The organism is Kribbella sindirgiensis (assembly GCF_004331435.1).
GTDB classification, from domain to species: domain Bacteria; phylum Actinomycetota; class Actinomycetes; order Propionibacteriales; family Kribbellaceae; genus Kribbella; species Kribbella sindirgiensis.
The window spans coordinates 521,674-544,252 of sequence record NZ_SJKA01000005.1 but is presented as its reverse complement, the minus strand read 5'-3'; the positions used below and the strand labels follow the sequence as shown (position 1 = coordinate 544,252).

Sequence of the window (22,579 nt, the reverse complement as noted above, 5' to 3'; positions counted from 1 at the left end):
GTGCTGGTGGTCAGGCGACGTAGTCGCGGAGGTGGGGTAGGGCTCGGCGCCGGAGTTGGCGTAGGGCTTCTCGTTCCAGGGCGCGGACCTTTGCGGTGTTCAGGTTCAGTTGGGTCGCGATCTCCTCGGCTGTTGACGGGATGTGGCCGTGCAACCCGTAGCGGCGGTGGAGCACGGTCTGATGCAGGTCGTCCAGGAACTGGAGGTGGTAGGCGAGGTCCCGGCGCAGCGCGGCGCGCAGGACGATCGGGTCGTCGTCGATCACCGGGTCGGTGTCGTCGACGTCGAGCGTTTCGGGCTGCATCCGCCACGCCTGCGCCCGCTCGATCCGCGCGATGCTCAGCCCGGTCGCCCGCGCGAGCTCCGGCGTACCGGGTTCACGTCCCAGCTCCTGGGTGAGGTCGTGGCGCGCCGACGCCACCCGGGACGCGTCGGCGTACGCCTGGGCCGGCATCCGGACCAGGCGGGAACGATCCGAGATCGCGCGCCCGATCGACTGCCGGATCCACCAGATCGCGTACGTCGAGAACCGGTGCCCGAGCCGGTGGTCGAACCGCTCGACCGCCCGCATCAGCCCGATGTTTCCCTCCTGGATCAGGTCGAGCAGCGAGATGCCCTTCCCGCCGTACCGCCGGGCGAGGGACACGACCAGCCGCAGGTTGCCCTCGATCATCCGCTGCCACGAGTGCCGCCCGAGTACCACGATCTTCTGCAGATCGACTGTGTCGTGGAGCTCCGGATCGCCGTTCAGCCGCTCCGCCGCCAGCAGGCCGGCCTCGATCCAGTACGAGTGCTCGTTCACCTCCTCCAAGGTCAGTAGTTCGTGTTGTCCGATGTCGCGCAGGTACGCCACCAGTGCGGTGATGTCCGCCGGTTCACAGTCGAGATCTCCCATTCCGGCCCCTTCGCCGCCAATCTCCCTTGCCAAAGAGAGTGCCGCGATTCGACCCGCCCCGGACCGGTGACTTCGAGTATGTGGATAACTACAGGAAGTCAGATTCAGCCGGGGTGCGACGGTGCGAGCTCGGCGTACCGGTCGGACCAGTCGGGGATCTCGGTGCCGTCGAGCCAGGCCTCGAGCCGGTCGAAGAACGCGTGTGTGCCGGGGATGAAGCCGCGGGCGTTCTGCTCGGACAGGCCGGTGCGCCCGTCGATCACGGTCTCGCCGAACCAGGCCTTGCGCTCGAGCGGATCGGTGAGCGCGGCCCAGACCCGCTCGACCGGGTACGGAAGGTGGCGCCGGAAGGTCATGGTGGTGCGATCGCCGTCGATGGCGAGCTCACCTAAGCGGCTACTCATGCGGATGCTCCTCAGGATTGTCGGCCAGATGCTGTTCGAGGGCGTCGAGGTGCCGCGGCCAGTACTTCCGGTACCGGCTGATCCAGTTCTCGATCTCGAGCAGCCGGTCGGCGCGCAGCACGTAGATCCGCTTCTGGCCCTCCGGCCGTACGTCGACCAGCCCGACCTCGCGCAGGATCCGCAGGTGCCGCGACACCGCGGGCTGGGTCAGCCGGTGCAGATGCTCGACCAGCTCACCGGCCGGCCGTTCCCGCTCCGCGAGCAGGTCGAGTACTGCCCGGCGGCTCGGTTCCGCGATCGCCTCGAACACGTCCATGCCGAGAAGTATTACAACAAGCGTATATAGAGCTCAAGTGATATATCTCAGGCGTACGCGCGGAGGCCGCTGAGCAGGCCCTGGTGGAACGGGTTGGCGTCGACCGTGTCGAACCAGGCCGTGCCGGTGGTCAGCGGCTCCAACGGCGGGATGGTGACGGGGTCGGGCGAGGGGGTAGGAGGTCCGCCGCGGAGGATCTCGTCGTCGACCTCGGGTGCGGGCATGTCGGGCAGCAGCACGAAGGAGTCGTCGAGACCGGCAGCACCGTCGGCGATCAGTGCGGCGAAGGTGGCGGCTGCGCGGGCGGACGCCCCGGCCGGATCGCTGCGGATCTTCTCCAGGTCCGCGACGACGGTCTTCCAGGTAACGGCCGGGTCGCCGTAGTCGATCGCGCGCGTCAGCCGGCCGACCTTGATCGGCGTCGCCGCCGGGGCGAGCGGTGTCATGAGTGACCGGAGGCCGTAACGGGCCCGGCCGCCGACGACGACCAGCCGGATGTCGGACTCGGTCGCCTCGATCACACTGCGATACGTGCCCGCGGCAGAGCGCCGTACGACGACCAGGTCCGCGAGTGCACCGGGTTCGAGCCGGCCGACCGGACGCGGCCAGACCCCGGACAACGCCTCACCGGGATTCGACGTCACCATCCGGACCAGTTCTTCGTCGGTGAAGACCGATTGCGTCTTGTTCCACAGATCGGCGACCTTCAACTCCCACAGGACATTTCGCGTCCCCGACGGACCCCAGTCGGAACCCAGGCACAACCGCACCCCGGCCGCGTGCGCGGCTTTCACATCCGCCGTCGCGCCGTACAGCCAAAGGTTCGAGAACGGCGACCAGACCAGGCTCGAATTCCCCGCCTTCAGCGCCGCGAAATCATCCGCATTCAGCGCCGCGCCGTGAATCGCGACCAGTTGCGGTTTCACCACACCGGCATCGGCCAGCAACCGGAACTCCGAGCGCAGTTTCGGATCCGATCCCTCCGCCGAATGCGCGATGAATCCACGCCCGGCCTGCACGGCGGCGGCGTACGGCGCGAGCGCGGCGGCGTTGTCGGCGACCAGCGTGCTGACCCGGATGAAATCGTCGTGGGTCCCGAGTTTCTCCGAGTCGACGTTCCGGATCAGGTCGTTGTCGGGCGGTACGGCGCCGCGCGGGTTCCCCTGGATCGACGTCGTACCGCCGACGATCGCGCGGGTTTCGACGTACCGGAGCAGCGCCCGCCCCGCGGTGGCGCCGAGCAGGCGGGCCGGTTGGCTGATCTGGCTGCTGTACGTCGGCGCGCGGCCCCACTGGTTGTGCGAGGTCCACGGAACGGCGCGCGAAGGCTCCGTCCACAACGGCAGGCTGTTGTACATCAAATGGTTGTGCAGATCGATCAGACCCGGGCAGATCAACCCGCCCACGGCGATCCGCGGCGCATTCGCGAATCCCGCCGGGACCGGATCCAACGGCGTGACCGCCGCAATCAGCCCGTCGTCGTCGACGTACACCGCGCCGCCGGGCAGAACGTCCCCGCCCGGTCGCATCGTCATTACGGTTCCACGCAGTACAAACATGGCCCACCCTCCCGTAGAATCCCCGTTGCCGCCCCGCTCAAGAGCGTATCGCCGAGGGGGAGGTAGTTCGATGGGTGATTTCGATCCCGGTCCGCCGGTCACCGTGGCGCGGCACTTCGCGAAAGTTCCGAGTTACGCGGACTTCCGGGAATTGTTCTGGCACGACTGGGGCCCGGTGTTCTACCGGGGGCGGCTCAATCGCAAGGCCCGGCTGCTCGCCATCGCGTCCGATCCTGGCCCGACCGAACGCGTCGCGGGCCGCACCTTGGTCGGCGACGCCGGTCAGCGCGTGCAGGGTTTCCTGGCCAAGCTCGGTCTGACCCGCAGCTACGCACTGGTCAACGCCTACGCCTACGCGCTCCGGCCGTCTCGCGCACAGCAAGCGGCACCGCTGCTCGCCCGGGCGGACCAGCTCGCGTGGCGCAACACCCTGCTCGACCTGATCACCGGCCCCGATCTCCAGGTGATCGTCGCGTTCGGCGCCCAAGCCCGCAAGGCTGTTCAGCTGTGGACCGACCGGCCCGACGTGCCGTTGTTCGAGGTGCCGCATCCGTCGAGCCGTAGCCCTAAGGTGCTGGTCGACAGTTGGCGCAATGCGATCGTCGAATTGCGTGCGATCGTGACGCCGGATCCGGACGGCGACGTCACGGTTCCGAACTACGGCGTGAAGTTCGCGGAGTCCGACTACGCACCGATCCCGCCGCGGGACCTGCCGTTCGGCGTACCGCCGTGGCTGGGGGACGACGCGTGGGGACGCAAGGACAAACCGCGGCACAACAACAGCGTCGAACGTCCCGGCACCGACCTCTTGAACACTCTCGTCTGGCGGGCGCCGAAGCTCGGCTGAAATGGTCCGTGGCGGGCGCTACCTTGGTCGGATGCGAGTCGCTACGTGGAATGTGAACTCGGTCAAGCAGCGGATGCCGCGGCTGCTGGACTGGCTGGACGAGCGGCAGCCGGACGTCGTGTGCCTGCAGGAGACGAAGCTCGCGGACGACGCCTTCACCAAGCTGCTCGGTGACGAGCTGACCGGCCGCGGCTACGAGATCGGTCTGTACGGCGAACCGCAGTGGAACGGCGTCGCCCTGCTGTCCAAGGTCGGACTCGACGACGTGGTGACCGGTGTCGCCGGCGCGCCCGGGTTCCCGAATCCCGAGGCCCGCGCGGTGGCGGCGACCTGTGGCGGCGTCCGGATCCACTCGCTGTACGTGCCGAACGGCCGCGTCCCCGACTCGGACCATTACCACTACAAACTCGCCTGGCTCGCCGCACTCACGGAAGTCGTGGCCGGTGGACCGGCCGATCAGATCGTCTGTGGTGACATGAACATCGCCCCGACGGACGCGGACGTCTTCGACCCGGTGGCGTACGTCGGCGAGACGCACGTGACCCCACCTGAGCGGCAGGCGCTCGCGGAGCTGATGGCCGCGAAGGACCTGCACGACGTCGTTCGCGACCGCTGGCCGGACAATCGCATCTTCAGCTACTGGGACTACCGCGCCGGCATGTTCCACCAGGACCTCGGGATGCGGATCGACCTGATGCTGGCCACCGTTCCGGTCGCCGAGCGGGTCAAGGCCGCGTGGATCGACCGCAAGGCCCGCAAGGGCACCGGTCCGAGCGACCACGCACCGGTGATCCTCGACCTCGACACCGCGCCGGACGGCGATATCGGTCCGGTCGTGCCACCGCCGTCCGCGCCGCGGACCGGCCGCAAGAAGACCACCAAGCTTCCGCAGAGCCGCTGACATGCGCCGCCTCGCTGCGGTCGCGATCCTGGTGCTCGCGACCCTCACCGCCTGCAGCGACGACACAGCCGACAAGCCCCAGCCGCTCGACGACTGGACCCAGGTCGACGTCAGCCCTGCCGAGCCGGTCACCCTGACCGCCCACGACAGCCAGCTGCTGGTAGGCCTGCGACACCGTGGCGCCAAGGTCGTCCCGGAGCTGATGTCCTACGACAGCACGGGCAAGCGCACGCCGATCACGGTCAAGCCCAACCCGGCCAGCCCGTATGCCTTCGAGGCGATCTGGTACTCGATCGCGTACGACGGCCAGCAACTCCTTGCGCTCGGTGGAGCCTCGGGCGGCGCGCACTCCAACACGCGCTGGACGGTCTGGACCGGCACGCCGCAGACCGGACTCGTCGAGCAGCCGCAGAACTTCTGGACCTTCGGCGGCCAGACCGCCGGCGACCTGTTCAGCGCGGTCCGTACGCCGAGCGGCGGCGCCCTCCTCGGCACCTGGGGCGGCGTCCAGACCGGCAACGACGCAATGGTCTGGCTGCCGCAGAGGGACGGCAAATGGGTGCGGCAGGACCCGACGAAGACAGCACTGCAAAGTACGCCGTCCCTCCTGGTCGGGCCCGGCTTCGGTACGACGCTCGGCGACAGCATCGTCCTCGTCGGTTCGCAGGTCCGGCTCGCGCCCAACACCGTCGCGCAGGAGGCCGCGGTCTGGCGATCGACCAAGTTCAATCAGGGCTGGACCCGGATCGTGCTGCCCGATCCCGGCAGCCGGAGCCAGGCCAACACCGCGACCTGCGCGAAGGACTGCGTGATCTCCGGGTACGTCGACGGTCAGCTCGCGATCTGGCAGCTCGACGCCTCAGGGACGGCGAAGCGGCTGCAGGGCGTGCCGTCGGTCCCGGTGGGGGACAAGGACAAGCTGCCACCGCCCATTCTCGACGGCGGCAAAGTCGTCCAGGTTGTTGCTCAGGACAACAAGGTGAAGGTCCTCACCGGCCGGGACGGCCAGTGGACCGTCCAGGACGCGCTAGGACCGGAGGGCAAGGTGACCGACGCTGTGCTGATGCCGGATCACAAGCTCTACCTGATCGCCGGCACTTCGCTCTGGTACACCACACTCAGCTGAGCAGACCTTTCACGTACGCCGCCTGGCCCGAGTGCTGCGCGCAGTCGTCGATGACGCTGACCAGCCGCACGCCGAGCGTGACCGGCGGGTTCCAGCGGCGGTCGACGATCCGGTCGAGGGCCTCGTCGGTCACGGTGCGCAGGAACTCCGCGGTCCGTGCGTGGACGGCGTCGTAGTACCCGAGCAGTTGATCCGCCGAGAGCTTCACGAGCCCGACCTGGTCGGATGTGTGCGCATATCCGGTGTCGGCCGCGTCGAGCGGCAGCCCGAGCCGCCCGAACCACCCGTCGGCGGTGTAGACCTGCTCGTACCCACCGGCGTCCGCCAGGTGATCGTCCTGGACCCGGGTCAGGTGCCAGACCAGCCAGGCGATCGAGTTCGCGGTGTCACCCGGCCGGGTGGCGAGCGTCTTGTCGTCGAGCCCGGTGACGACGTCGTGCAGCACCTCCTGCACCCGGCTGTGCGCGTCGAGGAGCAGTTCACTTGTCTTCATACCCGCCACCGTAGTCTTCGCTTCAGACAGTTCGAGGAGAGGGAGCATCCCCGTGGAATATCGCACTCTCGGCGCGAGCGGCGCCGTCGTATCGACGTACGCGCTCGGCACGATGACGTTCGGGAACGAGACCGACGAGGCCGGGTCGCACGCGCAGCTCGACCGGTACGTCGAGGCGGGCGGCAACTTCGTCGACACCGCGGACGTGTACACGGCCGGCGTGTCCGAGGAGATCGTCGGGCGCTGGCTGGCGAAGACGAGCTCCGACGTCGTCCTCGCGACGAAGGGCCGGTTTCCGACCGGTGACGGGCCGAATGACGTCGGTACGTCGCGCCGCCACCTCCGTAAGGCGCTGGAGGCGTCGCTGCAGAGGCTCGGCGTGGATCACATCGACCTGTACCAGTTGCACGCCTGGGATCCGGTCACGCCGCTCGAGGAGACGCTCAGTTTCCTCGAGGACGCCGTACGCGCCGGCAAGATCTCGTACGCCGGTCTGTCGAACTTCACCGGATGGCAGCTGCAGAAGGCGTGTGACCTGATCGCGTACCGCGGGTGGTCGCCGCTGGTCACGCTGCAGCCGCAGTACAACCTGCTGGTCCGCGAGATCGAGTGGGAGATCGTCCCGGCCGCGCAGGAGAACGGGCTGGGCCTGCTGCCGTGGTCGCCGCTCGGTGGCGGCTGGCTGACTGGGAAGTACTCGTTCGACGAGGAGCCGGCCGGTGCGACGCGGCTCGGTGAGAACCCGGACCGCGGCGTCGAGTCGTGGTACCGCCGCAGCCGCAACCAGCGCGTCCGCGACGTGGTCGACGCGGTTCGGGAGATCGCTGAGGCGCGTGGGATCTCGATGGCGCAGGTCGCGCTCGCGTGGCTGGTCGACCGGCCCGCGCTCACGTCGGTGATCCTCGGTGCTCGCACGCTGGAGCAGCTCGACGACAACCTCGCCGCCGCGGATCTGCACCTCACTCCTGAGGAGACGGCGAAACTCGACGAGGCCAGCGACCCGGGCGCAGCGGACTACCCGTACGGCGGACCGGGCGTGGCCCAGCGCGGCCGCCCGGTCAGCGGAGGACGTGCCTGATCCGATGACCGATCGTGGTCCGATCGCGGACGTGGTGGCTCGGATGCGGCAGCGGGTCGACGAGCTGCCGCCGGAGCTCGCGCACCGGCGGTTCTTCCTGGAGACGTATCTGCGGACGACCAAGGCCGTGGGACAGGCGATCGACGACGCGCGGTTCGAGGATCCGGCGTGGGTCGAGGTCTGGGACGTGCGGTTCGCGGAGCTCTACCTGCAGGCCCACGACGGTACGTCGGTGGCGCGTCCGTGGCGGTTGGCGTTCGAGGCACCGGCGAAGCTGCCGGCGTTGGCGCATGTGCTGCTCGGCATCAACGCGCACGTGAACTACGACCTGCCGCAGGCGCTGCTCGCGGTGATCAGCGACGACGACTTCCTGGATCCGCAGCTGATGGACCGACGCCGGCGCGATCACGAACGGATCGACGGTGTCCTTGCCGAACGCGTCGCCGCCGAGGACGGAGAGCTCGCCGCGACCGGTGCACGCAGCCTGGTCGATCGCGTCCTCACGCCCCTCAACCGGCTGGCGTCGCGGCGCTTCCTGCGCGAGTCCCGGCAGAAGGTCTGGCACAACACGACCGAGCTCCAGCAAGCCCGCGTACAAGGCACCTACGAGAAACGCCTGGCCGAGCTGGAGGTGCTGAGCGCCGCCAAGGTGGCTGACCTGCTCAGACCAGGACAGGTCTTGCTGCGACTGGCGGTGACCGGCTTCGGCGTCACACTGCCACCGCCGGACTAGCTAGGGAGTACGCCGGACCAGAGCACGCCCAACGCCAGGCAAGCCAGCGTGACCAGCCCGAACACACCGACCCACATCAACGCCGGTACGCCGGTGAGGCGCCGGAGCTGATCCGCATCGGAGCTACGCCCCTGACCGCGCCGCCGCGAGTGCTGCAACTCCAGCACGGCACGTGGTGCGGCCAGCAGCAGGAACCACGTGAGCAGGTGCGCGAAGGTGGACTGCACCGAGGGAGAGCCCCACCACGTCACGCCGAACACCACGGCGCCGAACACCAGCACCGACCACAGACCGAACAGGTTGCGGATCTGGAGAAGCAGGATCACGAGCGCCACCAGGAGTCCCCACAGCAGCGCAACGGCGTACCCGCGGCTGAGAACGAACGCGGCGGCGAGGCCGAACAGGGCGGGACCGGGATAGCCGGCCAGCAGTACGGCGATCATCCCGCCGCCGGTGGGCTTGCCGCGCGACACCGTGACGCCGGACGTGTCCGAGTGCAGCCTGATCCCGGACAGCTTGCGGCCGACCAGCGCGGCGATCAGTCCGTGCGCGCCTTCGTGCGCGATCGTCACGACCTGCCGCGTGTGCCTCCAGATCGGGCGCCAGGCGATCAGCAGCAGCGCGGCGACGCCCGTACCGATGACCAGTTGGAGCGACGGCTCCGGCTGAACCGACGTGATGTTGTCCCAGAACTCCTTCACCCGCCCATCCTTACAGGCGGGTGGTCGACTACCGTCAACTACGTCGGAAAGGGGATGTGGACGGTGACCCGTTCGCGGAGTTGTTCGCTGATCAGCCACAGTTCGCCGGTCGCGGGCCAGTACGACAGGTTCTCGGTGTTCTTCGGCGCTTTGGTCCAGACCGTTGTCGACGTACCGCCGACGCCCCGGTGCAGGCAACTCGGGTAGTCGATCCCGTCTCCGATGTTCCCGGCGTACTCCGGACAAACGCCGGCGATCACGAAGCTGTTGCCGTACGACGTCGCGCCCTGCATCCCCCACACGGGCGAGTCGAACGCCTCGACCGCGTGCACGACCCCGTCGGCCCCGGCGCGGAGCAGCCCGGTCGACTCGTCGAGCGGCCAGCGGACGATCCGCCCGCCGCCGCGCGTCGTGTGCTCCACCGCCACGAACGATCCCGTCCCGGCGTGGTCGATCCCGAGCGAGGCGAAGCACGGCTTGGTCCCGGTCGTGTTCGCACAGCCGCCGCCGGCGTACCAGTAGGCGCCGATCTGCGGCAGAGCGAATGCGTGCCACAACGCGTGATACTTGCCGTCGGCGCCTAGTCCGACTTCGCCGGTGCTGGTGTCCGTACTCCAGATGTGCCGCAGGTCGAAGACCCGTAGGACCGAACCGCCGGTCGCCACCACGAGCATGTTCCCCGACCAGAACAGGCCGTGCCCGTGCCCGGCGACGGCCTGGAAGTCGCCGTCCGCCGTGGGCTCGACCAGCAACACATGCCGGTATTTCAACGTCGCCAGGTCCAGGAACGACACGCGGATCGCCGTGTCGTTGCTGTTGTGCCAGCTCGCGACGACGACCCGGCGCGCACCGCCGGCCGGCTGCGCGTCGCCGGACCCGCTGACGCCCTGCGGGATCCAGACGTTCTCGTCGTCGTCCTCGCCGTCCTGCCAGCAGAACCCCTGTGGATTCAGCGCGGTCGCCAGGTACGTCTCATGGCACAGCGGCCGGCCCGTCCGATTGGATGCGGCGAGTACGGCGGTCACGTCAACAGGTGGGAGCTTCGTTTCCAGTTGCGCGACGCGAGCGCCGTACGTCGCGAACGTGTCACCGGACACGAGCTGGAACCCGCTCGCGTCGATGCGTGGGAAGGCTGCCGCCGCCTGCGCGGGCGCCGGGACGAGCACGCCGATCAGGAGGGCGGCCGTCAAGAACAAACGGCTGATCCGCATGCCTTCGATAATGATTGACAAGCGGCTGTGATGTCCTGGTGGAACGGCGTGGCGGGCCGTTGACATCGCCTGGTGAGCGGACCACGGTGGAGGGATCGCGGCCCGGGGAGGGGCTGCTGCTATTGGGGGAACGATGTCTCAACCACGCACGATCAAACGCCCAGCCAAGAAGACCGCCGCCAAGAAAACTGCCGCCAAGAAGACCACAGCCAAGAAGACAGCAACCAGAAAGTCCGCAGCGAAGAAGACAGCTGCGAAGCAGACAGCAGCGAAGCGGACGGCGGCCAGTACGACGGCCGCGCGTCGGACCGCGGTGCGGGAGACGGTCGGTACGGATGCGGCGGCCGCTGTCCCGTTGGCGGAGTTCCTCGACGCGGCCGGCACGCTGACGCTCGACCAGCGGAAACTCCTGGTGGATCAGGCGCTGCTGCTGCTCGGCGAGAACTACGTGCACCTGCCGCTGAAGGTCGCGATGCACGCCGTCAACCCGTTGCAGCGGCTGCGCGTGATGCGCGCGCGGATGGAGCGTCTGACGGCGGACACGATGGAGGACGAGTGGCTGTTCCATCGCGAGATGTCGAGCATCTTCCACTCGGTTCGCGACCTGCACACCAACTACCTGCTGCCGGTGCCGTTCGCCGGAAAGATCGCGTTCCTGCCGTTCATGATCGAGAAGTGCTACGACGAAGACGGTCAGGAGCACTACCTGGTCACCCGCACCATCACGGGCTACCAGGCGCCGCAGTTCGGTCCCGGCGCCGAGGTGACGCACTGGAACGGTACGCCGATCGCTCGCGCGGTCGCTCTCAACGGCGCCGTCTTCGCGGGGAGCAACGACGCCGCCAACCTGGCCCGCGGCCTGGAGTCGCTGACCCTGCGCCCGCTGGTCATCCAGTCCCCGCCCGACGAGGACTGGGTGACGCTGTCGTACGTCGGTCTCGACGGCTCGGACCAGGAACTGCGCGAGCAGTGGAAGGTCACGACGAACCTGCCGCCGATGACCGACCTCGACGCGATCAGCGAGGCCTCCGCGGTGATGGGTCTCGACCTCGACTCGGATGAGAAGTCGCGCGCGAAGAAGGCGCTGTACGTCCGCGACGTCGTCGAACTGGAACGTGGGCAGAGCTCGGCCGAGCTGGCTGCCCCGGCCGCGGTGACCGGCGCGGATCTGCCGACCACGATGCCCGGGGTGTTCCGGGCCCGTGAGGTCGTGACGTCGTCCGGGACGTTCGGGCACCTGCGGATCTTCACGTTCAGCGTGCCGGACCCGGTCGCGTTCCGGGACGAGTTCGTCCGGCTGGCCGCGATCCTGCCGCAGAACGGCCTGATCGTGGACGTCCGGGACAACGGCGGCGGGCACATCTACGCGAGCGAGTTCACCCTGCAGACGATGACGCCGCGGCGGGTCGCGCCGGAGCCGGTGCAGTTCATCAGTTCGCCGCTCAACCTGCGGATCTGCCGCCGGCACCGGGAGAACCCGGCCGGGATCGATCTCGGTCCGTGGTTCGACTCGCTGGACCTGGCGATCGAGACCGGGGCGCAGTACTCGGCGGCGAAACCGATCACGCCCGAGGACGGCGCGAACGACGTCGGCCAGACGTACCAGGGACCGGTCGTGCTGATCACCGACGCGCGGGTCTACTCGGCGACGGACATCTTCGCGGCAGGGTTCGCCGATCACGAGATCGGCACCATCCTGGGCGTCGACGACAACACCGGCGCGGGCGGCGCGAACGTCTGGACGCACGGTCTGCTCGCAGCGCTGCTGAACGAACCGCCGCCACCCGACGAGACGTCGCCGTACATCGCGCTGCCGAACGGCGCGAACCTGCGGGTCTCGATCCGGCGCACCCTGCGGGTCGGCAAGCTCGCCGGTACACCGGTGGAGGACCTCGGCGTCAAGCCGCACGAGACCCATCGGATGACCAAGGCCGACCTGCTCGAGGGCAATGTCGACCTGCTGAACCGGGCCGGCGAGTTGCTCGCCGCACTCCCGGTCCGGCGACTCGACCTGAAGACCTCGTTGAGCGGCACGACGCTGACCGTCGCGATAGATGCCCAGGGCATCAACCGCGTCGACCTCTACGTGGAAGGCCGCCCGATCAGCTCCGAGGACTACACCACCCCGCTGAGCATCGACATCCTCGAGGTGACCCCCGGACAGCTGCTGCGCGCGGACGGCTACGACGCGGGAGAGCTCGTCGCATCCAAACGGCAGGTCGTCTAGGCGGACGTCCACCACTCACCAACCTCGCACGAACCGTGTCCCGGGCGCCTGGACGAGCGTGAAGCGCGCCGCGTCGGGCAGGTTGGTGAGTGGTGCAGGTCCGGCTAAGTTCAACGCATGCAGACTCTCCACCTGACCGCCGTCGAAGAGGCGATGCTAGGCGGTCAGGAGGGGGACGGTGTGGCGCTCGCGATGCGGGTGATCGTCGGGCAGGCGCGGATCTCGGACGCGCCGCGCCTGGTCGAGATCACGTCGGCGCACGTCGACTCGTGCCTGTACCACGGTCAGGTCAGCCTGGATTTCGCGCACCGCCTCGTCGATCTCGGCGCCCGGGTGCGCGTGCCGACGACGCTGAACGTGGGATCCACGGACCTCATCCATCCGGGCCTCGTCCGGGATCACGAGCTCGCGGCGGCGGGACGGGAGCTGATGGCGGCGTACGTCGACCTCGGCTGTACGCCGACGTTCACGTGCGCGCCGTACCAGCTCCCGAACCGCCCCGCGTTCGGTGAGCACGTCGCGTGGGCGGAGTCGAACGCGATCGTGTTCGCGAACTCGGTCCTCGGTGCGCGCACGGATCGGTACGGCGACTTCCTCGACGTCTGCGCGGCGATCACCGGACGAGCGCCGTACGCCGGACTGCAGACTCCCGAGGCGCGGCGGGGGACCGTGGTGTTCGACTGCCGTGCGCTCGGCGAGTTCTCGGACCTGACGTACTCGTTGCTCGGTCACCACATCGGATCGGTCGTCGGAGCCGAGATCCCTGTACTGCTGGGGATTCCGGCCGACGCGAGCGAGGACGACCTGAAGGCCCTTGGCGCAGCGGCTGCTTCTGCTGGAGGAGTCGCGTTGTTCCACGCCGTCGGGGTCACGCCAGAGGCGCCCATGACGGTCGAAGGCCTTCCGGTGCGAGTGGTTGACCTCGAGACACTGCACCGCGTGCGGCGCGAATTGTCGACGGTTGCGTCGGAGCTGGACGCGATCAGCATCGGTACGCCGCACGCGTCGTACGCCGAATGCGTCCGGCTGTCCGAGCTGGTGGTGGGGCCGGCCTTGAAGTTGCCGTTCTACTTGTCGACCGCTCGCGCGACCCGAGAGCGCTTGGCCGAGAGCGGCGTACTGCAGGTGCTGGAGGCGGCTGGGGTAACGGTCGTCGTCGACACCTGCACGTACATCACAGCCATCCTGTCGCCCACCTGGAAGCACGTGATGACGAACTCGGGCAAGTGGGCGCACTACGCACCCGGAAACGTCAACGTCTCCGCGGTCCTCGGCTCGCTCGCCGAATGCGTCGCGTCCGCCCGTGCCGGCCACCTGGTCCTCGACGCATGATCATCCACGGCCGAACCCTCCACCCCGGCACCGCAACCGGTACGCCGATCCGCCTCACCGCGCCGCTGTCGTTCTGGGGCGGAACCGACAACGAGGGCCGCATCGTCGACGCGCATCACCCACAGTGCGGCGCCGTCCTCACCGGCCGCGTCGTCCTGATGGAGTCCGGCCGCGGCTCGAGCTCCGCGTCCAGCGTGCTCGCCGAACAGATCCGTGCTCGCACCGCGCCCGCCGCCATCATCCTGTCCCGCCCCGACCCGATCATCCCGCTCGGCGCCCTCATCGCCGCCGAGCTGTACGACCTCAACCTCCCGGTCGTCGTCGTGCCGTACGACGCCGTCCCCGCCGACGCCGTGCTACAGGTCTCGGCCGGCCCGGACCGAGCGACGATTGCGTGGTGACATCAGTACGGCGGTTGCCGCGAACAGGACCGCGCACGCGGTGAGCGCGAGCGGAAGCGTGGTGAGTCGAGCGATCGCGGAGATCGTGACGCCGCAGACGATCTCGCCCAGGTACTCAAGCTGTGCGAGGAACGAATGTGTCGTCGCGCGGATGTCGGCGGTCGTCCGGGCGTTGACCCAGATCGTGCTGATCACGCGAGTGAGCGGCGTGACGATGCCGTTCAGCAGTACGACGGCGACCGCACCGGTGACCGGATCGCGCGCGAACGCGAGCATCAGCATCGCGAGCACTCCGGCCAGGGCGGCCAACGCGTAGTCGGTCGCGGCGTGTGCGCCGTTGATCCGTTGCGTGACGAGCCGGAGGACGACGGCGCCGACGACCAGACCCGCGACGCCGAGGGCGGTGAACCAGACGATCGGGTCCGGCGCACTGGGCAGGCCCAGGTCGAGAAGTTGCTTCTGGGTAAGGCGTCCGGCGGCATCCGAGGCGCCGTTCACGAGGAAGGTCGCGGCGAAGATCAGCAGGATGGCGCGGCTGCGCCGTACCAGCGTGACGCCGCGACGGAACGTGGTCCAGGACGCCGACCAGCGGGCGGTCCGGGTCGGGACGAAGTTGTGCTCGGTGATCCGGAGTGCGACGTACAGCCCGAGGGCCGCCATCGCGGCGCCGGCGATCACGATCGTCAGGTCCCGCCGGGTTGCCCAGGCGAGGAGTCCGAGGAGGACGAGACCGGTCGCCGCGCCGGTCAGTTGCGCGCGGGCCGCGCGCGTGAGCACCAGGTTGATGCGACCGGGTTCGTTCAGTTCGTCGGTGATCAGCGCGACGTCGGATCCGCTCGCGAAGGTCCACGAGATACCCCACAGCACCTGCGTGGCGAGGAGCGCGGGGAACGAGGTGAACAGCCCGGTCGCGAGCATCGCCGTACCCATCAGGACCTGGGAGACGACCAGCGACCACTTGCGGCTGATCGTGTCGGCGATGACGCCGGCAGGCACTTCGAAGACCAGCGCGAACGCGCTCTGCACCGACCCGATCAGGACGAGTTCGGCGGGGGAGAGTCCGGCGTCGACGACCAGATAGACGCTGGTGACCAGCCACCACCCGTTGTGCAGGACCGCCCGGAGCCACGTCCAGCGGAGGAAGACCGTCACCATGCGAGCACTCTCCCGAGGCCCGCACCGCGCGTCGACCGATTTAGGTCCTGTCTGGTGGTCCATCGCCTACTGCGGGGCACTCGGCACGGCATCTCGCCGCACGGGTGCAAAGGCCACGATGCTCCGCATCGAGACCTTCGCCCCCGCGCGCCGAGCTACCGCACCGAGCACCTCCTCGCTACGGCGCTGGACCACCAGACAGGACCTAGCCGAGGCCTTCACCTTCGCCGGATGTGAGTTGCTTCATATTGTTCGCAACTATCAGCAGCTTGCGATAATTTGAAAGAGTGCCCAGGATCACAGTGGAAAACGAATGACCGTTCTTGATCTGTGGAAGGCCCGAGGCGCAGGGTGGAATTTCAGAGAACGAGCGTTCGGTTTGATGTGGGGGTCGGCATGGCGCAGATGACTCTGGAGCGGATAGGGCAACCGAGCCTGCCGGAGCTGGGGCGGCAGCGCGGCGGGATCTGGCGGATCGTCAAGGAGGTCGCCCTGCTCGCCGCCCTGTTCGGGGTCTACAACCTCGGCCGCTTCCTGTCCGCCGAGCACGCCGGCTCGGCGTTCCGGCACGCGGACGAGCTGATCCGCTGGGAGGCCTGGCTCGGGCTGCCGAGCGAGGCGACGATCCAGCACCACGCGCTGAAGATCGACGGCCTCGCCCAGCTCGCCAACGTGTTCTACGCGGGCGTGCACTTCCCGCTGACCGCGATCGTGCTGCTCTGGCTGCTGATCCGCCGCCCGGCCGAGTACGCGAAGGCGCGCTGGGCGCTCGCGTCCCTGACCGGGCTGGCGTTGATCGGGCACATGTTCTTCCCGCTCGCCCCGCCCCGGATGATGCCGGGCTGGGTGGACACGGGGGTGCTGCTCGGTCAGTCGGTCTACGGACCGAGCACGCACTCCGGGGTCGCGAACCAGTTCGCCGCGATGCCGAGTCTGCACGTCGGCTGGGCGCTGATGGTCGCGGTCTTCCTGATCCGGGCGAGCCGGTCACGCCGGCGCTGGCTGTGGATCGCACATCCGTTGCTCACGTTCACCGTTGTCGTGGTCACCGCGAACCACTACTGGCTGGACGGGTTGGTCGCGATCGCGCTCGCCGTACCGCTGCTTCTGATCTTCGACAGCTCCTCGTCGGCCCGGACGAGGAACGGCGCGCGGTCCAGGACCGAGCGTGCCGTCGCCGCACCGATGTCGAACCAGAGCCCGATCAGCTCGAGCCGGCCCTGATCCTCGGCCGCACGGACGCACGGGAAACTCCGCAGATTCTCCAGCTGTACGGCGACGTTCGCGACGGACAGCTTGTCGGCCGGCGACAGCCGCACACCGGTCGCCGGATCGACGATGTCGGGCAGTGCGACCGCCCGCCGTACCGACGGCTCCAGGTGCCGTAGCCAGTTCTGCAGCCCTGATCCTTCGGGTACGTCGGCCGCGAGCGCGGCGGCCGCGGCGCCACAGGACGAGTGCCCGCAGACCACAATCGACTTCACCTTCAGGACGTCGACCGCGTACTCGATCGCGGCGTCCACCGAGCTGCTGTTCGATCCCTTCGGCGGTACGAGATTCCCGATGTTCCGCACGCAGAACTGGTCGCCCGGGCCGCTGGTGGTGATCATCGTCGGCACGATTCGCGAGTCCGCACAGGTGATGAACAGGTGCGCCGGTTGCTGTCCCTCGGCCGCGAGCTTCGCCAGCAACGCCTTGATCGGGACCTCCTCCAACTGTTCGCCCGGTTGTTGGTCGCCGGCGCGGTACACCTCGACCGAGCCGCCGCGCGCGACGTGCCCGCGGCGCCAGTCCTCGATCGCCTCGGACGCCGCATGGTCCAGGTGATCCACGGTGAGATCGACCCGAACCGTCGCGCCTTGAGGGATCGACCGCAGCGTGCGTACCAGGGACGAGACGCCGAGGAACACCAGCGCACCACGGATCCGTACCGTCCACACGCCGTCCGCTTCGGTTGCTGTCACGGTGGCTCGCGCGAGCCGGTACAGCACCCGTGCGAGCGCGAGCACCAGACCGAGCAGCACGCCTTCGGCCAGTCCCAGTACGCCGACACCGACCGCGGTCACGACGTACACGAGTAGCTCGTCGTGCCGGCGCAGTGTGCGGATGTGGGCCAGCTGCACGAGGCGCAGGCCGGTGACGAGGAGTACGCCGGCCAGTGCTGCCATCGGGATCAGTTCGAGCATCGAGCCCGCCGCGAGGACGAACGCCGCGATCCACACGCCGTGCATGATCGCCGACGCCCGGGTTCGCGCGCCGGCCGCGACGTTCGTCGACGAGCGCACGATGACGCCGGTGACGGGCATACCGCCGAGCGCACCGGACACCGCGTTCGCGGCGCCTTGGCCGATCAGCTCGCGATCGAGATTGCTCCGCCGGCCGCGATGAAGCTTGTCGACGGCAACGGCCGACAGCAGCGACTCGACACTCGCGACGAGAGCGACGGTCAGGACGGCGGTGGCGATCTCGAGGGGTGTGCCTTCGGGCATCACCGGGAGGATCAGACTCTGCAGCGGGTTGTCCGGCAGGTCGACCCGGGTCACGTCGGGCATGGTGACCGCGGCCAGCGCCGTGACCGCCACAACCGCGACGAGCGGGGCCGGAACGACCTTTACTTTAGGGAGTCTCGGCCAGGTGAGCACGATCGCGACCGTGAGTACGCCGACCAGAACCGAGTGGCCGTGGTGGGCGATCAGTTGGGCGGGAAGTGCGGTCACGTTGGAGATCAGCGAGCTCTGCGCTGTGCCACCGAGCACCACGTGCAGCTGCTGGACGGCGATCGTGACGCCGATCCCGGCGAGCATGCCGTGCACGACGGCGGGGGAGAGAGACAGGGCCAGTCGCCCGATCCGGGTCACTCCCAGCAGGATCTGCAACAGGCCGGCGGCGCACGTGATGGCGGCGGTCGCGGCCCAGCCGAACTGGGTGATGAGTCCGGCGACGACAACGGTCAGGCCGGCAGCGGGGCCGCTGACTTGGAGTGGGGAGCCGCCGAGCGCGCCGGCGACGACACCGCCGACCACAGCGGCCACCAGGCCGGCGATCAACGGGGCGCCGGACGCGGCGGCGATTCCTAACGAAAGGGGTACTGCGATGAGGAAGACCACCAGCGAGGCCGGTAGGTCATGGTGGAGAACCGTCTTCCAGGTAACGGAAGACGGCGGGGAATGGGAAGGGGTCGGCACGGGGTCCTCCGGCGTCGGTGCTCAGGGCAACTGCTCGGGCATCAGGCGTCGAAACAAAGAGTGTCGATCTAGTTACTCATCGTACTGACCGGATCAAGCCCACAACAGGAATCTGCCGAAATCGTTGCCTGCAGCTCCGAAGGTGACGATTGCTCAGGGCATCGACGCGTCCGGAACTGTGCTTACTCTTCGCTCGCGAACAGCACGCGGCGGGCGTGGTCGGTGTCGAGATACTCCCGGACCGCGACGATCACACCGTCCCGAACGGTGAAGACTCCTCCGCACCGGTTGCCATAGGCATCGCCGTTCCGGGCCGTCGCCTGCGCCGTCCACTCGGCGAAGACCTGTTCGCCGTCGGCGATCACGTTGACCAGCGTGATCGTGACCGGTGCACCCGGCGCGAACAGGTTGCCCGCCGCCGCACCGAGGAACTCGTCGACGACCATGTCCCGGCCTTTCCAGTCACCGGACAGCGGCAGGTCACCCGGATAGGTCCAGACCACGTCCGATGCGAAGGCGGCCCGGATCGTCGCCACGTCACCCGCCGCCACCGCCTCGACGTACCGGGTCACGACCGTCCTGGGATCCATCGGCGTTGCCTCCTCGTGCACTGTGTGTGTCAGGGTCAGTACGGCGTTGCCGCGGATGCGACGGTGCCGCAGGTCGTCGAGGACGGCATCGGTCCGGGACCAGTCCTCGACGCGACCGAGCTCGGGGTGGAGCCGCCCGGACCCGACCAGCCGGACCAGCGTTGCCAGGTCTTCGTCGTCGCGGCCTTGGACGTAATGGAAGTGCCGGATGCGCGCGGCCTCCGGAGCGGTGAAGAAGTCGAAGAAGTCGAGCGTCACCGGTTGCCGACTGGCCTCGCCGAACCAGATGAGATCGCCGCCCGGCACCAGCTTCGACAACGCGACCGGCAGGCTCTCACCACCGACGGACTCCAGCACCAGGTCGAACGGTCCACGCGCGTCCGAGACGTCGTACACCAGGGTCTCGGCGCCGAGCTCCAGCAGCCGCTCGCCGCGGGCGGGGGATGAGACGACGGCTGTGACCGATGCACCGGCGCCGGCCGCGAGCTCGGTGACGTAGTGCCCGACGCCTCCGGCGGCGCCGGTCAGCAGGATCCGGCGGCCGATCACGCTGCCCGCCGTACGCAAGAGGCGCAGCGCTGTCAGCCCGGCGAGCGGAAGCGCGGCGGCCTGCTCGAACGAGATGCTGTCCGGCAGTACGGCGACCTGCGTAGCCGGTGCGGTCACGTGCTCCGCCCAGCCCGAGTGCGGCAGATGCGCGACCACACGGCTGCCGACCGGCGGACCGGTGGGTCCGGCTTCGATCACTCGACCGGCGATGTCCTTGCCAGGTCGCCACCCATCCTGCGGCGCCTCCAGCTGGAAGGTCTCGCCGCGGTTGATCGAGAAGGCCGCTACCGCGATCACCATCTCGCCCGCGCCCGGCCTCACCTCGTCGACCTCGCCGAACCCGACGTTACCGGTGTCCACCGGAACCACTGCTCTCATTGCGGTTTCACTCCTTCACCTAGACTCGGCCCTGGACATGACCTTGGACATGACCCGGGACATGACAAGGACGCTACGAACCGGTCGCGGCGGGCGGAAGACAGCACTAATTACTGCTATGGGCACCTAATGGATACCGACCAGGTCAGAAGCAGGTGGGACGCCACGAAAGGCGCCTGCCCGACGCGTCAGGTGCTCGGCCGGATCGGCGACACCTGGACGGTGCTGGTGATCAGCACGCTCGAGAAGGGCGGCACGCTGCGGTCCGGTCAGCTCAAGTCGATCATCGAGGGCATCACCCAGAAGATGCTCACCCAGACCCTGCGCAACCTCGAGCGGGACGGCGTCGTACGGCGTGATGTTGTTCCTACTGTGCCGGTGACCGTCAGCTATACGCTGACCCCGCTCGGCCTGAGCCTGGCTGCTGCCGTCGCGACGATGCGGACCTGGGCGTACGACCACATGGACGAGATCACCGCCGCCCGCGACGAGTACGACGCAAATCTCTGAGGAGTCACGTGGAGCTGGAACTGTCCGGGAAGACCGCGGTGGTCACCGGTGCGAGCAAAGGGATCGGGCTGGCGTGTGTCGAGGCGCTGGCGCGTGAGGGTGCGGTGGTCGTCGGCATCTCGCGGGACGCCGGCAACCTGGCGAAGGCGCAGGAGGAACTCGCCGCCCACGGCCTGAGCTTCCAGGCCGAAGCAGTCGATCTGACCGACGCTGACGCGACGCGCGCCGTCTTCGAGCGGATCGGCGTACCGGACATCCTGATCAACTGCGCGGGCGCGGCCCGGCGGACGCCGGTCGACGAGCTGGACAGTACGGCGCTGCACGCCGCGATGGACGCGAAGTACTTCACGTACATGCACGCGACCGAGGCGGTCATCCGCGGGATGGCCGAACGCGGCAGCGGCGCGGTCGTGAACGTCGTCGGCCAGGGCGGTCGCGCAGCGAACCCGTTGCACATCGGCGGCGGTGCGGCGAACGCGGCGCTGATGCTGGCGTCGGTCGGCTACGCGAAGGCGTACGCGGGCCAGGGCGTCCGGGTGAACGTCATCAACCCCGGGATGACGCGCACCTCCCGGGTCGACGAAGGGCTGGAGGCCGCCGTCAGGGCGACCGGCAAGCCGAAGGACGAGCTGCTCCAGGAGATGGTCCGCGAGATCCCGATCGGCCGCGCCGGCGAACCGCGGGAGGTCGCCGACGTCGCGATCTTCCTCGCCTCCCCCCGAGCCAGTTACGTCACCGCCTCGATCATCACCATGGACGGCGCCACCACCGCCGGCATCTGATCGCCTTGCGGGGGACGGCCGGCGGCGGCAGCATGGGGTGAACTGCGAGTGGGGGAGGGCGACGTGACGACGGAACTGAGTCAGCGGTCGGCGCGGGAAGTGCTGGACGACCATCTGAACATCGCGAACGAGTGGGTGGGAGCACCGTCGCTGGACGAGCTCCTCGCGGAGGACCTGCGGCGGAACGTGGCCGAGGACATCGTGATCCTGATGAATCGCGGCACCTTCCGGGGGTACGACGGCGTCCGGGAGCTCGCGCTGGCGCTGGCCGACGAGCTACCGGACCACGAGGCGTTCGAGTACACCTACGTCGCCGCGGAGGGCAACGTAGGTCTCCTCGAATGGTCCTACCAGGACTCGAAGGTGCAGGTCCGCGACGGGGTCGACTCCTATGTCATCGAGAACGGGAAGATCGTCGCCCAGACCATCCACTACACCGTCGAAGGTCGCTGAGCCGGGTTCGAGAACGGCGTGATCGGGCGGTCCTGGAGGACTCCGTCGATGGTGACGTCGACGTTCTCGTCGAAGAACGCGACGTGGCCGGCGACCGGAAGTAGTGGTGCTGTCGGGAAGTCGTAGGACCAGGCGACGTCGGGAACCGAGGGGACGGACCAGTAGGCCGAGGTGCGGCCCTTGTACGGGCAAGCGGTGACGGTGTCGCTCGGGGTCAGGTGCTCGAGACGCACGGATGTCCGCGGGAAGTAGTACCGCGGAGGCAGCCCGGTTTCGAACACGATGATCGTGGCGGTCGACTCAGCCAGAACCAGGCCGTCAGCGGCAACCTGGATATGGCGGGTGGACTTGACGGCGTCCACCCGGGCGTAGGGGTTTCTGGGATGGACGAAGACTTCCTCGTCCTCCTCGAACCAGCTGTCGAGCGCGTCCCATTGGAACCGTACACGGTCCTTTGCGACGCCCTCGTCGTACACCCAGGCGTGGCCCGATCCCGCGGCATGTACGCGCGCCACACCGTGGGCGAACTCCTTCGTCTCGCCGGTGTCGGTCAGTACGCCGTCGGCGACGTCCGCGAGCGGGACGTAGTACTGCGGGTACGGCGGGAACTCCCACAGGTAGATCGCGTCCGTCGTGTCGAGGACGACGCGGTCGTCGAGTATCGCGCGAATCCGCCGCGGCACCGGCGCGATGCCACCGGGCGGGACCAGAGGTTCGGGGTAGGCGCTCATTCGTCCAGTAAAGCGCGGGGCC

At 68.6% G+C, this 22,579-nt stretch carries 22 protein-coding genes and 1 pseudogene; 12 read left to right on the top strand and 11 right to left on the bottom strand.

Features of this window, described 5'->3' with window-relative positions:
* Window positions 1-10: 10 nt before the first annotated feature.
* The 4 genes from E0H50_RS17590 to E0H50_RS17575 form a co-directional block, all read right to left on the bottom strand.
* Window positions 11-895 (bottom strand): sigma-70 family RNA polymerase sigma factor, encoded by an 885-nt coding sequence (locus E0H50_RS17590; RefSeq protein WP_131289486.1) that lies wholly within the window; start codon window positions 893-895, stop codon window positions 11-13.
* Window positions 896-999: 104 nt separating this feature from the next.
* Window positions 1,000-1,299, bottom strand: a complete 300-nt coding sequence (locus E0H50_RS17585; RefSeq protein WP_131289484.1) for an SRPBCC family protein — start codon at window positions 1,297-1,299, stop codon at window positions 1,000-1,002.
* The gene (locus E0H50_RS17580; RefSeq protein WP_131289482.1) at window positions 1,292-1,615 is read right to left on the bottom strand and encodes an ArsR/SmtB family transcription factor; all 324 of its coding nucleotides are present in this window, start codon (window positions 1,613-1,615) and stop codon (window positions 1,292-1,294) included. The genes E0H50_RS17585 and E0H50_RS17580 overlap by 8 nt, the downstream gene beginning before the upstream one ends.
* Before the next feature lie 47 nt (window positions 1,616-1,662).
* Window positions 1,663-3,150 (bottom strand): amidohydrolase family protein, encoded by a 1,488-nt coding sequence (locus E0H50_RS17575; protein WP_165547170.1) that lies wholly within the window; start codon window positions 3,148-3,150, stop codon window positions 1,663-1,665.
* 94 nt (window positions 3,151-3,244) lie between these two features.
* Here E0H50_RS17575 and E0H50_RS42985 point away from each other — a divergent pair, with 94 nt between their 5' ends.
* From E0H50_RS42985 to E0H50_RS17560, 3 genes are read left to right on the top strand one after another with little or no spacing between them, the layout of a single operon-like run.
* Window positions 3,245-4,021, top strand: a complete 777-nt coding sequence (locus tag E0H50_RS42985) for a uracil-DNA glycosylase family protein (protein WP_165547169.1) — start codon at window positions 3,245-3,247, stop codon at window positions 4,019-4,021.
* 31 nt (window positions 4,022-4,052) lie between these two features.
* Window positions 4,053-4,922, top strand: coding sequence for an exodeoxyribonuclease III (locus E0H50_RS17565; protein ID WP_131289478.1), 870 nt, complete (start codon window positions 4,053-4,055; stop codon window positions 4,920-4,922).
* Window position 4,923: 1 nt separating this feature from the next.
* Complete coding sequence (locus E0H50_RS17560; RefSeq protein WP_131289476.1) at window positions 4,924-6,048, top strand: hypothetical protein; 1,125 nt, start codon at window positions 4,924-4,926, stop codon at window positions 6,046-6,048.
* Here the strand turns inward: E0H50_RS17560 and E0H50_RS17555 are convergent.
* Complete coding sequence (locus E0H50_RS17555; RefSeq protein ID WP_131289474.1) at window positions 6,041-6,541, bottom strand: mycothiol transferase; 501 nt, start codon at window positions 6,539-6,541, stop codon at window positions 6,041-6,043. The genes E0H50_RS17560 and E0H50_RS17555 overlap by 8 nt on opposite strands.
* Window positions 6,542-6,593: 52 nt before the next feature.
* On the opposite strand from E0H50_RS17555, the gene E0H50_RS17550 reads away from it, so the two are divergent.
* Window positions 6,594-7,619 carry an aldo/keto reductase gene (locus tag E0H50_RS17550; RefSeq protein ID WP_131289472.1) on the top strand — a complete coding sequence of 342 codons (1,026 nt, stop codon included), beginning with the start codon at window positions 6,594-6,596 and terminating at the stop codon, window positions 7,617-7,619.
* A 4-nt stretch (window positions 7,620-7,623) separates the two neighbouring features.
* Window positions 7,624-8,352, top strand: coding sequence for a DUF5995 family protein (locus E0H50_RS17545; RefSeq protein WP_131289470.1), 729 nt, complete (start codon window positions 7,624-7,626; stop codon window positions 8,350-8,352).
* Here the strand turns inward: E0H50_RS17545 and E0H50_RS17540 are convergent.
* A complete protein-coding gene (locus E0H50_RS17540; protein ID WP_131289468.1) occupies window positions 8,349-9,053 on the bottom strand; it encodes a M50 family metallopeptidase in 705 nt (234 codons plus the stop codon). The genes E0H50_RS17545 and E0H50_RS17540 overlap by 4 nt on opposite strands.
* Window positions 9,054-9,091: 38 nt before the next feature.
* Complete coding sequence (locus tag E0H50_RS17535; protein WP_131289466.1) at window positions 9,092-10,264, bottom strand: hypothetical protein; 1,173 nt, start codon at window positions 10,262-10,264, stop codon at window positions 9,092-9,094.
* Window positions 10,265-10,397: 133 nt separating this feature from the next.
* Between E0H50_RS17535 and E0H50_RS17530 the strand changes: the two genes are divergently transcribed.
* The 3 genes from E0H50_RS17530 (at window position 10,398) to E0H50_RS17520 (ending at window position 14,224) form a co-directional block, all read left to right on the top strand.
* Entirely contained in the window at window positions 10,398-12,491 is a 2,094-nt protein-coding gene (locus tag E0H50_RS17530) for a S41 family peptidase (protein ID WP_238151026.1), read from the top strand.
* A 117-nt stretch (window positions 12,492-12,608) separates the two neighbouring features.
* Window positions 12,609-13,823, top strand: a complete 1,215-nt coding sequence (locus E0H50_RS17525) for an aconitase X (protein ID WP_131289464.1) — start codon at window positions 12,609-12,611, stop codon at window positions 13,821-13,823.
* Entirely contained in the window at window positions 13,820-14,224 is a 405-nt protein-coding gene (locus E0H50_RS17520) for an aconitase X swivel domain-containing protein (RefSeq protein ID WP_131289462.1), read from the top strand. The genes E0H50_RS17525 and E0H50_RS17520 overlap by 4 nt, the downstream gene beginning before the upstream one ends.
* On the opposite strand, the gene E0H50_RS17515 is transcribed toward E0H50_RS17520, so the two are convergent.
* A complete protein-coding gene (locus tag E0H50_RS17515; protein WP_238151025.1) occupies window positions 14,180-15,379 on the bottom strand; it encodes an MFS transporter in 1,200 nt (399 codons plus the stop codon). The two genes, E0H50_RS17520 and E0H50_RS17515, sit on opposite strands and share 45 nt — an antisense overlap.
* A gap of 396 nt (window positions 15,380-15,775) precedes the next feature.
* On the opposite strand from E0H50_RS17515, the gene E0H50_RS17510 reads away from it, so the two are divergent.
* Window positions 15,776-16,603 (top strand): phosphatase PAP2 family protein, encoded by an 828-nt coding sequence (locus E0H50_RS17510; RefSeq protein ID WP_202868183.1) that lies wholly within the window; start codon window positions 15,776-15,778, stop codon window positions 16,601-16,603.
* Window positions 16,604-16,617: 14 nt separating this feature from the next.
* Here E0H50_RS17510 and E0H50_RS17505 read toward each other — a convergent pair.
* Both E0H50_RS17505 and E0H50_RS17500 read right to left on the bottom strand, forming a co-directional pair.
* Window positions 16,618-18,564 (bottom strand): annotated as a pseudogene (locus E0H50_RS17505) (bifunctional SulP family inorganic anion transporter/carbonic anhydrase); the annotation flags it as partial.
* Between the two features lie 182 nt (window positions 18,565-18,746).
* On the bottom strand, window positions 18,747-20,081 hold the full coding sequence (locus E0H50_RS17500) for a nuclear transport factor 2 family protein (protein WP_131289456.1): 1,335 nt from the start codon (window positions 20,079-20,081) through the stop codon (window positions 18,747-18,749).
* A 129-nt stretch (window positions 20,082-20,210) separates the two neighbouring features.
* Between E0H50_RS17500 and E0H50_RS17495 the strand changes: the two genes are divergently transcribed.
* The 3 genes from E0H50_RS17495 (at window position 20,211) to E0H50_RS17485 (ending at window position 21,826) form a co-directional block, all read left to right on the top strand.
* The gene (locus E0H50_RS17495) at window positions 20,211-20,591 is read left to right on the top strand and encodes a winged helix-turn-helix transcriptional regulator (RefSeq protein WP_131289454.1); all 381 of its coding nucleotides are present in this window, start codon (window positions 20,211-20,213) and stop codon (window positions 20,589-20,591) included.
* 8 nt (window positions 20,592-20,599) lie between these two features.
* Window positions 20,600-21,373 carry an SDR family NAD(P)-dependent oxidoreductase gene (locus E0H50_RS17490; RefSeq protein ID WP_131289452.1) on the top strand — a complete coding sequence of 258 codons (774 nt, stop codon included), beginning with the start codon at window positions 20,600-20,602 and terminating at the stop codon, window positions 21,371-21,373.
* A gap of 63 nt (window positions 21,374-21,436) precedes the next feature.
* Window positions 21,437-21,826 (top strand): nuclear transport factor 2 family protein, encoded by a 390-nt coding sequence (locus tag E0H50_RS17485; RefSeq protein WP_131289450.1) that lies wholly within the window; start codon window positions 21,437-21,439, stop codon window positions 21,824-21,826.
* Here the strand turns inward: E0H50_RS17485 and E0H50_RS17480 are convergent.
* Window positions 21,805-22,557, bottom strand: a complete 753-nt coding sequence (locus tag E0H50_RS17480; RefSeq protein ID WP_131289449.1) for a DUF427 domain-containing protein — start codon at window positions 22,555-22,557, stop codon at window positions 21,805-21,807. The genes E0H50_RS17485 and E0H50_RS17480 overlap by 22 nt on opposite strands.
* Window positions 22,558-22,579: the final 22 nt, after the last annotated feature.